This is a genomic window from Kitasatospora sp. NPDC056327 (assembly GCF_042261735.1).
GTDB lineage: Bacteria > Actinomycetota > Actinomycetes > Streptomycetales > Streptomycetaceae > Kitasatospora.
In genome coordinates this window covers 1-12960 of the sequence record NZ_JBHJRC010000238.1, presented here as the reverse complement: position 1 = coordinate 12960, position 12960 = coordinate 1, and the positions used below count along the sequence as shown (strand labels likewise).

8 protein-coding genes are annotated in these 12960 nt (G+C 78.0%); 4 read left to right on the top strand and 4 right to left on the bottom strand.

Annotated features, from left to right (window positions below; all coding sequences use genetic code 11):
- Positions 1–135: 135 nt before the first annotated feature.
- The 3 genes from ACFCX4_RS27460 to ACFCX4_RS27450 are packed head-to-tail and all read right to left on the bottom strand — an operon-like array spanning position 136 to position 2892.
- On the bottom strand, positions 136–1284 hold the full coding sequence (locus tag ACFCX4_RS27460) for a bifunctional RNase H/acid phosphatase (RefSeq protein ID WP_376147735.1): 1149 nt from the start codon (positions 1282–1284) through the stop codon (positions 136–138).
- Between the two features lie 4 nt (positions 1285–1288).
- Entirely contained in the window at positions 1289–2032 is a 744-nt protein-coding gene (locus tag ACFCX4_RS27455) for a zinc ribbon domain-containing protein (RefSeq protein ID WP_376147732.1), read from the bottom strand.
- A gap of 23 nt (positions 2033–2055) precedes the next feature.
- Positions 2056–2892 carry a Nif3-like dinuclear metal center hexameric protein gene (locus ACFCX4_RS27450; protein WP_376147729.1) on the bottom strand — a complete coding sequence of 279 codons (837 nt, stop codon included), beginning with the start codon at positions 2890–2892 and terminating at the stop codon, positions 2056–2058.
- A 655-nt stretch (positions 2893–3547) separates the two neighbouring features.
- Between ACFCX4_RS27450 and ACFCX4_RS27445 the strand changes: the two genes are divergently transcribed.
- The 3 genes from ACFCX4_RS27445 to ACFCX4_RS27435 all read left to right on the top strand — a co-directional run bounded on the left by ACFCX4_RS27445 (position 3548) and on the right by ACFCX4_RS27435 (position 9984).
- Positions 3548–7384, top strand: a complete 3837-nt coding sequence (locus ACFCX4_RS27445) for a lanthionine synthetase LanC family protein (protein ID WP_376147726.1) — start codon at positions 3548–3550, stop codon at positions 7382–7384.
- On the top strand, positions 7381–9393 hold the full coding sequence (locus ACFCX4_RS27440; protein WP_376147723.1) for an alpha/beta fold hydrolase: 2013 nt from the start codon (positions 7381–7383) through the stop codon (positions 9391–9393). The genes ACFCX4_RS27445 and ACFCX4_RS27440 overlap by 4 nt, the downstream gene beginning before the upstream one ends.
- 441 nt (positions 9394–9834) lie before the next feature.
- On the top strand, positions 9835–9984 hold the full coding sequence (locus ACFCX4_RS27435) for a hypothetical protein (protein ID WP_376147720.1): 150 nt from the start codon (positions 9835–9837) through the stop codon (positions 9982–9984).
- A gap of 157 nt (positions 9985–10141) precedes the next feature.
- Here the strand turns inward: ACFCX4_RS27435 and ACFCX4_RS27430 are convergent, their stop codons facing one another.
- Complete coding sequence (locus ACFCX4_RS27430) at positions 10142–11296, bottom strand: alcohol dehydrogenase catalytic domain-containing protein (protein ID WP_376147717.1); 1155 nt, start codon at positions 11294–11296, stop codon at positions 10142–10144.
- Between the two features lie 184 nt (positions 11297–11480).
- Between ACFCX4_RS27430 and ACFCX4_RS27425 the strand changes: the two genes are divergently transcribed.
- Complete coding sequence (locus tag ACFCX4_RS27425; RefSeq protein ID WP_376147714.1) at positions 11481–12890, top strand: M48 family metalloprotease; 1410 nt, start codon at positions 11481–11483, stop codon at positions 12888–12890.
- Positions 12891–12960 lie beyond the last annotated feature (70 nt).

The following is a 12960-nucleotide window of genomic DNA, read 5'->3' as shown; positions in this document are numbered from 1 at the left end:
CGGGCCGTGTCGCTGGGGCTCCCCCGGGTCGCCCCGGCCGCGGGCGCGGCGGGCGGGCCGGGGGGGGGGCCCGCCCGCCGGGGGCGGGGGGGCGGCCCCCCCCCCCGCCCCACGGCACCACGGCGGGCGGCGGCGTCAGCGCAGGTGGCCGGTGTCGTTGAGCAGCCGCAGCGAGGCGTTGCCGTCCGCGTAGTACTGGACGACGCACAGCGAGGCGGCGGACAGCTCCATCCGGTACAGCGAGTCCGGCGGGGCGCCGAGCGCCAGCCGGACCAGCGTCTTGATCGGGCTGACGTGCGAGACGACCAGCACGGTCCGGCCGGGGTGACGGGCCAGGATCTTGTCCCGGGCCACCCCGGTCCGGTGGGTGAGGGTGGCGAAGCTCTCGCCGCCGCCGGTCGGCCGGGCCTTGGCGGAGCCGAGCCACGCGGTGAGGTCGTCCGGGTACCGCTCCCGCACCTCGCCGAAGGTCAGGCCCTCCCAGGCGCCGAAGTCGACCTCTCGCAGGCCCTCCTCGTACCGGACGTCGAGGCCCAGCCGGGCGGCGACGGTCTCGGCGGTCTGCCGGGTGCGGAGCATCGGCGAGGCGACCACGGCCTGGACCGAGCCACGCGCGGCCAGCGCCTCGGCGGCCCGCTCGGCCTGCCAGCGGCCCTTCTCGGAGAGCTCCGGGTCGGTGCCGCCGCTGCCGGAGAACCGCTTCTCCGGGGTGAGGTGCGTCTCGCCGTGCCGCAGCAGGACGAACGTGGTCGGGGTGCCGAGGTCCGCGGGCGCCGCCCAGCCCGCCCTGGGAGCGCTGGTCTCCAGGGGCTCCTCGACGATGAGGGGCTGCGCCGGCGCGGCCGCCGCCCGGGGCTCCCAGCGGCGGCCGGCCTTGCCCGCGTCCATCGCCTCGTTGGCGAGCCGGTCGGCGTCCTTGTTCCGCTCGCGCGGGATCCAGGTGTACCCGACCCGCCCGCGCGGGAAGACCTCGCGGGCCTCGGCGGCCAGCGGCTGCATGTCCGGGTGCTTGATCTTCCAGCGGCCCGACATCTGCTCGACGACCAGCTTGGAGTCCATCCGAACGTCCACCGTGGCGTCCGGGTCGATCTCCCGGGCCGCCCGCAGGCCGGCGATCAGCCCCCTGTACTCGGCGACGTTGTTGGTGGCGTGCCCGATGAACTCCGCCGCCTCGGCGACGATCTGCCCGGTGTCGCCGTCGCGGACCACCGCCCCGTAGCCGGCCGGCCCCGGGTTGCCCCGGGAGCCGCCGTCCGCCTCGACGACGAACCTGCGCGCCGGCACCGGATCAGACGCCGGAGTCGGCGGTGCGGACCAGGATCCGGGAGCAGTTCTCGCAGCGGACCACCTTGTCGGCCGGCTCGGCCTTGATGGAGTTGAGCTCGGTGATCGAGAACTCGGTGCGGCAGCCCTCGCAGCGGCGCTGGTAGAGGCGGGCCGCGCCGACGCCGCCCTGCGTCTCGCGCAGCTTGGTGTAGACCTTCATGAGGTCGGCCGGGACGACGGCGGCGACGGCCTCGCGCTCGCGCCCGACCTTCTCCACCTCGGCGTCGATCTCGGCGAACGCGGCGTCCCGGCGGCCCTCCGCCTCGGTCAGCACGACGGTGGAGTGCTCCAGGCGCGCGGTCAGCTCGGAGACCCGGGTCTCGGCGGACTCCAGGCGCTCCATGACCTCCAGCACGACCTCTTCGAGGTCGCCCTGGCGCTTGGCCAGCGAGCCGATCTCGTGCTGGAGGTTCTCCAGGTCCTTCGGGGAGGAGACCGCGCCGGAGTCCAGGCGCTGCTGGTTGCGGGCGGCCCGGGCGCGGACCTGCTCCACGTCCTGCTCGGCCTTGGTCAGCTCACGGGTGGTGTCGCCGTGCTGGGCCTGGGCGGCGATCACCAGGTCCTTGAGCGCGGTGTGGTCGGCGGTGACCTTGTCGATCTCGGCGTGCTCGGGCAGGCTGCGCCGCCGGTGGGCCAGCTGGTCGAGCTTGGAGTCGATGGCCTGGAGGTCGAGCAGGCGGATCTGGTCGGCGGGCGCGGCGTTCAAGCGGAGAGCTCCTGTGAATCGGGTCAGGCGGGGAAGGACATGGGGGCGTGCGCGGTCCACGGGTCGGTGACCGTGCGGGAGACCCGGGTCTCCACGGTCCAGCCGTGCTTCTCGGCGGCGCCGTGCAGCGCCCGCTCGGCCAGCGGCAGCCAGGGCCACTCGGTGGCCCAGTGCGCGGCGTCCACCAGGGCGACCGGCGCCGCCTCGGTGGCCTCGGAGGCCGGGTGGTGGCGCAGGTCGGCGGTCAGGTAGGCGTCGACGCCCGCCGCGCGCACCTCGGCGAACAGGCTGTCGCCCGAGCCGCCGCAGACCGCGACCCGGGTGATCAGGCGGTCCGGGTCGCCGGAGACGCGGACGCCGGTGGCGGTGGCCGGCAGGCCCCGGGCGACGTTCGCGGCGAACGCGGCGAGGGTCAGCGGGGGCTCCAGCACGCCGACCCGCCCGGTGCCGCGCCGGCCCAGCGGGTCGGTCGGGTCCGGGACGAGCGGTCCGGTCACGGTCACGCCGACCGCCTCGGCGAGCGCGTCCGAGACGCCCGGGTCCGCGTGGTCGGCGTTGGTGTGGGCCACGTGCAGGGCGATCCCGTTGCGGATCAGGGTGTGCACGACGCGGCCCTTGAAGGTGGTGGCGGCGACGGAGGTGGTGCCGCGCAGGTACAGCGGGTGGTGGGTGACCACCAGGTCGGCCCCCCACTCGACGGCCTCGTCGACGACCGCCTGCACGGGGTCGACGGCGAGGAGCACCCGGCGGACCTCGGCCCGAGGGTCCCCGCAGACCAGGCCGACGGCGTCCCAGGACTCCGCCCACTGCGGCGGGTACAGCTCTTCGAGGGCGGTGATGACGTCGGACAGTTTCGGCACCTGTCGAGACTACCGTGCGCGCGGGGGAAGGCGGTCCCCGCGGTTGCCGGTGCGGGCGGTGCGGCCCCGGTCGGGCACGGGGCGGGGGCGGAGCACGGGTGGGAGCGGGGCGGGGCGGGGGCGGAGCACGGGTGGGAGCGGGGCGGGGCGAGGGCGGAGCGGGGCGGACGCCGGACGGGGCGGGGCGCACGGATGCGCGTCAATGCCGGGCAGGGGAGTGCGCGGGCGGGCGGCGGAGCCCGTTCGAGCGGCGCGCGGGCGCGGTACACGCCGGGCGGCGGGGCGCACACCGCGCACAGCGGACCGTTCGCACGAATTCGAAACGGCGCCCGGATCACCCTTACGAGTGAAGTGACCGGCTTCGGATTGAGCACCCCTCGCTACCGAAAGTAACTTCACCTCTGCGAAAGGGAGTTGTTCCGTCCGGACCGGCCGGCGCAGGGCACCCGGAACGGCGCCGTGGCCGACGGCCGCGTCCGCCACGGCGACGGCCGGGCGGTGCGGCCGGCACCGCGCCGGACCGGACCGGCGGCGCCGGGAGAGCGCTCCCGGCGCGGATCCGAGGAACCGATGCAGGCCGTGGCCGCGCACCCCGGCGCCGGAGCAGTGGGCACCGGCGGGGCGCGCCGGCCGGGACGAAGGGATGTGGTGGCGAATGGGAGCGGGCACATCGCTGCGTACCGCCGGCGGGACGGACTCCGCGGGCCACGGGCCGGATGCGGCCGGCGGGTGGCCCGAGCTGACGCGGACGGCGCTGGCCGCCGCCACCGGAGGCGGGGAAGCGGACGGGGAGCCGGAGGCCGGGCGGACCGGCTGGCGGATCGCCGTCGAGGGCTTCTGGTGCACGGCCGCGCCGTCCGCGGTCGAACTCCCCGACGAGGGGTGGAAGCTCCACGTCAGCGCCGCCTCGGCGGCCGGCGGCGCGGTGCTCGCGGCCGTCACCGAGGTGCTCGCCGGGGACCCGTGCGCGTTCCGCTTCGCGGCCGGCCCCGAGCAGCTGCACGAGCTCAACTCGCGCCACAGCGAACGGGGGTCGGCCGGCAAGTTCATCACCGTCCATCCGGACGGCGAGGCCCAGTTCCGGCGGCTGGCCGCCGCGCTGCACCGGGCCACCGACGGCCTGCCCGGCCCCGTGGTGCTCTCCGACCGCCCGTACCGGCCGGGCAGCCTCGTCCACTACCGGTACGGCGCCATCGCGGCGCGCGCCGAACTGGGCAACGACGGCGGGTACCGGTCGATGCTGCGCGGGCCGGGCGGCGAACGGGTCGAGGACGTGCGCGGGGCCGCGTGGCGGTGTCCGCCGTGGGCCCGGGACCCGCTCGCCCCCGAGGAACCGGCGGCCCCGGGCCGCGGGGCGGCGGGAGGTGCGGCTCCGGGGGGTGCGGCTGCCGGCGGCCCGGCTCCCGGGGACGGACCGGCGGGCGGGCGGGGCGGGTACCGGCCGGGCGCGGGGCGGCCGGCGGCCCGGCGCCGTGGCAGCGGAGGCGTGCTGCTCGCCGGACGGTACGTGGTCACCGGGCTGATCCGGCAGGGCGCCAAGGGCGGCGTCTTCCTCGGCCGGGACACCGACCGCGGCGCCGAGGTCGTGATCAAGCAGGCCCGCGCCCACATCGAGGTGGACCCCTCCGGCACGGACGCACGGGCCGCGCTGAGGCACGAGGCCGCCCTGCTCGCCCGCCTGGAGGGCCGGGACCTGGCCCCGCGACCGGTCGAACTCGTCGAACAGGACGACTCGCTCTTCCTGGTGCAGGAACGAATCGCCGGACAGCCGCTGGGCAGCTGGGTCGCTGCCCGGCTCCGCCGCGACGGCAGCCCCGACGTCGACTGGACCGAGGCCGGACCGGTCGCGCACGCGCTGCTCGACCTCGTCGAGCGGGTGCACGAGCAGGGGCTCGTCCTGCGCGACCTCTCCCCCGGCAACGTCCTCGTCCAGCCGGACGGCTCGCTGCGCCTGGTCGACCTGGAGCTCGCCGCCGAGGCCGGCAGCCGCGCCGGTTCGGCCGGCGCACCCGGCTACCGCGCCCCCGAACAGGGACCGGGGCGGCTCGCCCTGGTCGGCCCGGAGGACGGGGCCGCCGTCGGGGGGCGGCGGGCCCGGGGACCGTTCGCCGGACTCGCGGCCGGCCGCAGCGGCGACGGCGTCCGCACGGCCGAACCGGAGGCCGACCTCTACGCGCTCGGCGGGCTGTTCTTCCTGCTCGCCACCGGGCACGACCCGCTGCTGCCCGAGGACCTCCCGCACGCCCGCCCGGTGGCCGCCCGGCTCGGCCGCTGGCTCGCCCTCGCCGCCCGGTGCGGGACCACGGCGCGCAGGCTCGCCCCGGCCGTCCTCGGCCTCCGCGCCGAGGATCCGCGCGACCGCTGGTGCCCGGACCGGGTCCGGGAGTGCCTCGCCGCCGGCGGGGACCGCGAGGGCGGCGGGCGGTCCGGGGTGCCGGACGGCGGCCTCCGCGGTCCCGCCGGGCCGGGCGACCGGGGCGGGCCCGGTGACCGCGGCGGCCCGGGTGACGGCGACGGCGGGCGCGACGACCGGGCCCGCGGCGGCAGCGGTGCGGGGGCCGGCGCCCTCCACGGCACGTCGCCGCGGTTCGGGTCCGTGCCGGCGCCGAACGCGGCGCCCGGCCCCCGGGCCGGCGAGACCGCGCACCGCCCGGCACCGGGCGGCGGGAGACCCGTCGACGGCGAGGGCTCCGCGTCCTTCCGGCACGCGCGGGCCGTCGGCGGCCCGTACGGCCGGGCGTGCGACACCCCCCGGAGCGGCGACGGTGGTCGCGACGCGGCCGGCGGCGGTGGCGCGGCCAGCGGCGGTGGCGCGGCCGACGGGAGGGCCACCGGCGGTCCACCGCTCCGTGACGCCGAGCCCGGTATCCCCTCCCGCTTCTGGGACACCGACGCCGACACGACCGGCGGCACCGGACCGGCCGGAGCCGCCTCCCGGTTCTGGGACACGCCGCCCTCGGCCACGGATCCGGCCGACCGCTGCGGCACACCCCTTGCCCCGGCGGCGCACGAGCGGCCGGACGGCACCGCCGACGGCACCGGCACCGGCACCGGCAGCAACGACGGCGGTGCCGGCGTCGGCGGCAGCAGCGACAGGGCGGTCCTCGACCGGGTGCTGCACGACGGGCTGCGGCACCTCGCCGCCACCGCGACCCCGTCACGGCGCGACCGGCTCTGGCCCGTGGTGCCCGCCGGCGAGCGCTCGGACCCGTGCAACGTGCAGCACGGCGCCGCCGGAGTCCTGGCCGTGCTCGCCCGGGCGGCCTCGACCGCCGGCCTGCCCGGGGACGTCCGGGAGACCGCAGCGGCCACCGCCCGCACCGCCGCCGAGTGGATCGAACGCCGGTGCGCCGCGGAACCCGTGGTCCTGCCCGGACTCCACTTCGGCCGGTCCGGCACCGCGTGGGCACTGCTGGACGCCGCCCGCGCGCTGGACGACCGCGCACTCGCCCGGCGGGCGGCCGAGCTGGCCGCCCGGATCGCCGTCGACTGGCCCAACCCGGACGTCTGCCACGGCGCGGCCGGCGCAGGCTTCCTCCAACTCCGCTGCGCCGCCGAGGACTTCCCCGCACGGTCGATCGGCCGGGCCGCCTTCCTCGACCGCGCGGCGCGGTGCGGGCACGGGCTGCTGGAAGCCGCGCGGCAGACGCCGTACGGCACGGTGTGGCCGGTGCCGCGGGACTTCGACTCGGCGCTCGCCGGGATCACCCACCTCGGCTTCGCGCACGGGGTCGCGGGGGTCGGCACGTTCCTGCTCGCGGCGGCCGGGGCCACCGGTGACGCCGCCCTGCTCGACGGCGCCCGGGCGGCCGCCCGCACCCTCGTCGCCACCGCCCGGTTCGAACCCCCGGGCGCCTCGGCCGCACCAGGGCCTCCGGCGGCCGAGGAGGCGGCCGTCCCCCGGGGCCGCGGCCCGCTCCCGGACGGTCCGGCCGCCTGGTGGCCGCAGAGCCCCGACGACCCCGGGCACGTCCGGCTGACCCACTGGTGCAGCGGCTCCTCCGGCGCGGGCACCTTCCTGCTGCGGTTCTGGCAGGCCACCGGCGACGCCGACGCGCACCGGCTGGCCCTCGCCGCCGGGCGGGCCGTGGTCGCCGGGCGCTGGCACTGCGGCGTCACCGCGTGCCACGGTCTGGCCGGCGACGGCGGGTTCCTGCTCGACCTCGCCGGGGCCGGCGGTGATCCGGGACTCCGCTCCGCGGCGGAGGAACTGGGGGTGCTCGTCGCCGCCCGGTCGGCCCTGCGGGACGGCCTGCTGGTCCTGCCGGACGAGACCGGGAGCGGGTGCGCGGCCGCCTACGGCACCGGGACGGCGGGTGCGCTGGCCTTCCTGCTGCGACTGCGGCACGGCGGTCCGCGGCTCTGGACGGACCCGGTCCCGTTCGACGCTCCCCCGCCCGCCCCCTACGCGTCCGGCCCGCCCGCGTCCGCGGCTCCCCCGGGCGGGGCGACTCCGAACGAGGCCGGTCCGAGCGGGGCGGTGACGGCATGACCGTCGCCACCCGCGCCACCACCCAGGCCCTCCGCCGGCTCGGCTTCACCTTCGCCGCCGACGGCAGCCACGCCGCCTGCCTCGCCTCCGCCGCCGACGGCGGCTGGTACGCGGAGAGCTGGCGCCTCCCGGCGACCGGCCCCGCCGTCCCGACCGGGCTGCACCTGCCCGGCCACCGCTCGGAGAACCTCCGCTCCCAACTGGTCGCCCTACCGGACGGCTCCGTGCTGGTCTGCCGGCGCGACGGCGAACGCCACGACCTGGTGACGCTCTCCGCCGCCACCGACCGGCACGGCCGGCCGGTCACCGCGGAACGGTCGTCGGCCACCATCCGGATGCCCGGTCTGCGCCTCCTGCCGCTCCCCGCGGACGCGCCGTCCGGCCCCCGGGCACCGGTCGCGCTGGCGCTGGGCAGCGACACCCGCCCGGCCACCACCGTGTGGCTGCTCCGGACCGACGGCTCCGCACCCCAGCAGGTCGCGGAGCTCCCCGGCCTGCACGGCAGCGGCGTCTGGCTGGACCGCACCGGAGCGCTGCTGGCGCTCGACCGGGTGCACGACGGCCTGGTCCGCACCGTGGTGCTCGACCTGCGCAGCGGCGGCCTCTCCCCACTCCTGGAGATCGGCGAGCGCAGCAACGACCGGCTGGTGCTGTTCGACCCGGACAGCCGGTTCGCGCTGGTGCGCAGCGACGCGCCCGGCACCGACCGGATCGGCTGGGGCGTGCTGGGCGGCGGCGAGCCGCTGCGCTTCCCGGAGGCCCTGGACGTCGAGGGCATGTTCCTGCGGCCGGTCGCGCTGCGCCCCGCCCACGACGGGATCCGGGTGGCGATCCAGGCGGACCACGGCGCGGGCTGCTCGCTCGCCCTGTGGCGGCCGGCCTCCGGGCGGCTGGACCCGCTGCCGGTCCCGCCGGGGCGGCTCGGCGCGGTCGGCCACTGGTCGGCGGGCGGTCTGCGGATCCCCTACTCGGCGCCCGACCACCCGGCCGCGCTCGCCACGCTCGACGTGGACGCGCTGCTGTCGCAGGGTCCGGTCCCGGCCGCCCCGGGGCCGGTGGTGCCGATGCCGCTCCAGCTGGCCCCGCTCGCGTCCGGCCTGCCCGGGCCGTGGCGGGAGACCGTCCTGCCGTGGCGGCCCGGCGCCGCACCGCGGGCCGACACCGGTTCCGCTTCTCCGGGCTGGCGGCTGGACGGGTCCGCCGAACCCGGTGACGGCGGACGCTGGCACGCCGCGAAGAGCCTCGAACTCCCCGGACCGGCAGGCCCGTTGGAAGCCGTGCTGTACGGCGGGGACAGCTGGCTGAGCAGTCCGCAGCTGGTGCTCGCCCTGCACGGCGGTCCGGCGGACGCCTGGCGGCTGGAGTTCGAGCCGGCCCTGCAACGGATGGCAGCCGAGGGCCTGGCCGTGCTCGCCCCGAACCAACGCGGCTCCACCGGTTACGGGTTGGCGCACGCGATGGCCATCCGGGGCGCCTGGGGCGGGCCCGACCTCGACGACGTCCTGCACCTGCTGGAGGCCATCGCGGGCCGGCGGGCCGCGCTCGGGCTGGAGCCGCCGGCCCTGTTCGGGGTCAGCTACGGCGGGTTCCTCGCCCTGCTGGCGGCGGCGCACGCCCCGGCCGGCCACGTGGCGCGCTGCGCGGTCGTCGCCCCGTTCCTGTCGGGTGCCCGGCTGCTGGCCGAAGCCTCCGCCTCCGTCCGGGCGTTGACCACCCGGCTGGACGGCGGTGAGCCGATCGAGGACGCCCGGGGACCGCGCGACGTGCTCCGGCTCGCCCACCGGATCGGCGCGCCGCTGCTGATCGTGCACGGCGACCGCGACGAAGTCGTCCCGGTCGGCCAATCGCGCTCGCTGCGGCACGAGTTGCTGCGGATCGGGCGGACGGAGGGGGCGGACTTCCACTACGTCGAGGCGGCGGGGGCCGGGCACGAGGTGCTGGCCGAGGAGGGCGGTGCGGTGCTGCACGAGCTGCTCGCCGCGTTCCTGCGCAGCGGCCGGCCGGGGTAGGCCGCCGCGGCGGCGCCCGGGCCCGGCCGGGCGGCCGCGGTGCCGGGCAGGGTGTTGCCGGGCGGCTGCGGTGCCGGGCAGGGTGTTGCCGGGCGGCCCGTTCCGGCGGCGGGGAATCCCTGCGGGCCGACCTGTCGTCCGTCCGGCCGGCCGCCCGCGCGTCTGCCCTTCCGCCTGTCCACCCGGGCAACGGGGCGGAACACCGGACGGGGAGTCTCCGAGCGGTTCCGGCGGGCCGGAACCTCCGTTCCGGCGCCCGGACCGTCCGCGCACGTGCCGTTCCCGGGGCGACCGTCGGTATCTCGATAGGATCTCGCCCGATCCGGCGGTTAGGGTGGCGAGCGGGGCACGGACCGCGATCACCGGTCACGCCCCGACCGCGCCCGCGATGTGCCGGCCGGGCGCCGAGAGACCCGCACCCTCGCACGGAAGACGATTCTGATGTCCGACACCCTCACCGACACCGACGAGACCACCGCCGAGGACACCGCGTCCCACGGCCGCCACCGCGGCCGGTCCGCCGCCGACGACAGCCCCGAGGCCGACCCGCACGGCCGTCACCGGGCCGCCGTCGCGGCCGACCGGGGCTGAGCGACCGCACCACGCGTCGGGGCCCGCCGGACACCTCCGGCGGGCCCCGCGTCGCGTCCGGGGCCCGCCGGGCCCGGCTCGCCGTCACCGCCGCTTCCCGCGTTCCGTGTTCCGCGTTCCCGGTCGCCGGGTCGGTTCGGCGCCGCGAGCCCGGTGCTCACGAGTCCAGTGTCACGACCGTCCGCAGCGCCTCGCCGCTGCGCATCTGCGCGAGCGCCTCGTTGACCTCCGTCAGCGCGACCCGGTGCGTGATCATCCCGGCGAGGTCGATCCGCCCAGCCCGCCAGAGGTCCACCACCAGAGCGATGGTGCGCGGCAGCGGCGCGCCCCCGTACAGCGAGGGCAACAGCCGCTTCTCGTTGAAGAACAGCTCGCCCATGCTGAAGCTCGCGAGGTCGTCCTGCGCGCCCGCCCCGATGACCACGACCGCGCCGCCGCGCCGGGCCGCCTCGTACCCGGCCCGGACGGTGGCCGAGCGGCCGACAGCCTCGAAGACGTAGTCGAAGCCGCCGCCCGGCACCGCCTTCGCCGCCGCCTTGAGCTCCTCGGGGGCGAGCGCCTCGGTCGCGCCGAAGGCCAGCGCCCGCTCCCGGCGGGACACCACCGGGTCGACCACGGCGATCCGGCTCGCGCCGCAGACCCGTGCGCCCTGCACGGCCGCGACGCCCACGCCGCCCGCGCCGATCACGGCGACCGTCGAGCCCGGCTCGACCCGGGCGGTGTGGACGGCCGCACCGATGCCGGTCGTCACGCCGCAACCGATCAGGGCGGCGAGGTCGTAGGGGAGGTCGGCGGGCACCGGAACCACGGCGGCGCGGTCGACCACGACCTCCTCGGCGAAGGTACCGGTGCCGTAGAAGCCGGACGCCTCAGCGGGCCCGGACGCTGTGCCGGCCCGGTCCGCCCGGTCCGCCCGGCCGACCTGGTCTGCCTGGCCTGCCGGGTCCGCGGCGCCGATGCGGAAGTTGGGTGCGCCGAGCCGTCGCAGGCTCGCCGTGCAGAGGTGGGAGCGCCCGCGCTCGCAGTGCGCGCAGCGGCCGCAGGGCGGCATCCAGCAGAGCACGACGCGGTCGCCGACCGCCAGGCCCGTCACGCCCTCGCCGACCTCGACGACGTCCCCGGCGCCCTCGTGGCCGGGGACGAACGGCGCGGGCTGGGGCAGGACACCGCTCATCGCCGAGAGGTCGGAGTGGCAGAGGCTGGCGGCGCGCAGCCGGACCCTCACCCTGCCGGGTCCGAAGCCCACCGCCTCGACGTCGTCACGGACGTCGAGCGTGTCCTGACCGGTCTTGTGCAGGATGGCTGCGCGCATGGGGTGGCTCCCGGGTCCGTCTCGGATCGGCGGTCGGCCGATTCTGGCACGGCGCTCCGGCCCCGGGCGGGGCGCGTTCCGGCCGGGGCGGGGCGCGGGCCGGCCGGGGCGGGGGGCCGGGCCGCCGATGAATGCGGAACCAGGCCTTCCGCACTGTCCACCCCTGCTGGCATGATCACCCGCCGTGCCGAACCCCGCCGCTCCCCCGCCGTCCGCGCCCGCGCCGACGACCACGCCGACACCCGCGCTCGCGCCGTCACCTGCGTCCCCGTCCTCCCCGCCGCCCCCGCGCGCCTCCGACCGCCCGCTCGCCTGCCCGGAGTGCTCCGGCCCGCTCGACCCCGATCCCCGGTTCACCGCCTGGTGCCCGGAGTGCGAGTGGAACCTCGTCCCCGCGGAGGAGGCCGCCGAGGAGACCGCCAAGAGCGCGAAGGTCCTGGCCCGGGAACGGGCGGCGGCCGAGCGGACCGAGCGGCTGTTCCGGGACGTCTCGGCCGGCCGCGCGGACACCACCCGCCGGGACTGGCTCGCCGCCTCCGCCCTCGCCGTCCCGGTCCACCTCGTCACCGTCGCCGTGGCGGGGGCGGGCCTCTGGCTGCTCGTCACCGGCAACACGCCGCTGCGCTGCCTGGGCGCCCTGCTCCTCGCCGTCGCGTTCCTGCTCCGGCCGCAGCTCGGCCGGGCGCCGAAGGACGCGGGCGTGCTGACCCGCTCCCAGGCGCCCGCGCTCTACGGGCTCGCCGACCGGGTCGCCGCCGAACTGGGGGCGCCGCCGGTCGGGGTGATCCGGGTCGACGAGGAGTTCAACGCGACCATGGGTGCGGTCGGACTGCGCCGGACGTCCGTGCTGACGATCGGTCTGCCGTTCTGGGAGACCCTGGACGACCAGCAGCGGGTCGCGGTGCTCGGTCACGAAATCGCCCACCGGATCAACGGCGACAACCGGCGCGGGCTCTGGCTCGGCTCGGCGATGGGCGCGCTGGCGCACTGGTACGACCTCTCCCGGCCGCGCGAGCGGGTCACCGGCGGGTACGGCGTGGTCGCCCTGCTGACCCTGATCGGGGATCACATCGGCAACGCCTTCCTCCACGTGATCAGCCAACTCCCCTACCGCACCTATCTGTTGCTGGAGCGCCTCACCGCGCGGGCCGGGCAGCAGGCGGAGTACCGGGCGGACGAGCTCGGCGCGCGGGCCGGCTCCTCCGAGGCGGCGCACGGGGTGCTGGTGGCCACGCTGCTCCGCCCGGCGACGTGGACGGTGACCTCCCGGCTGCGTGCCGAAATGCAGTCCCGGCCCCGCTCCGGCCGGCGGGACGCGGCCCAGGGGCCCGGAGCCGACGCGCTCTGGCCGCAGCTGCGCGAGCACCTGGCCACGATTCCGCCGCTGGAGCGCGAGCGCCTGCTCCGCCGCTCCCGGCGCGCCGGGCACGTGGTGGACGCCTCGCACCCGCCGACCCACCTGCGCCTCGCGCTCCTCGCACAGCGCGCGCCGCTCCCGGCTTCGGTCATCTGCCCGCCGGACGAGGCCGCAGCCATCGCCGCCGAACTGGCCCCGCACCGCACCCGGATCGCCCGCGCCCTCCTCGCCGGCTGACCGAGGGCGCCGGCGCACCCGCAGCGCGCTCCTGCACCCCTCCTGCGCAGGAAGTCGGACCGGCCGACTT

Bases quoted from the DNA above. Each gene is read 5' to 3' on its own strand.
- ACFCX4_RS27445 (WP_376147726.1), top strand. From the start codon at position 3,548: ATGGGAGCGGGCACATCGCTGCGTACCGCCGGCGGGACGGACTCCGCG.
- ACFCX4_RS27440 (WP_376147723.1), top strand. From the start codon at position 7,381: ATGACCGTCGCCACCCGCGCCACCACCCAGGCCCTCCGCCGGCTCGGC.
- ACFCX4_RS27435 (WP_376147720.1), top strand. From the start codon at position 9,835: ATGTCCGACACCCTCACCGACACCGACGAGACCACCGCCGAGGACACC.
- ACFCX4_RS27430 (WP_376147717.1), bottom strand. From the start codon at position 11,296: ATGCGCGCAGCCATCCTGCACAAGACCGGTCAGGACACGCTCGACGTC.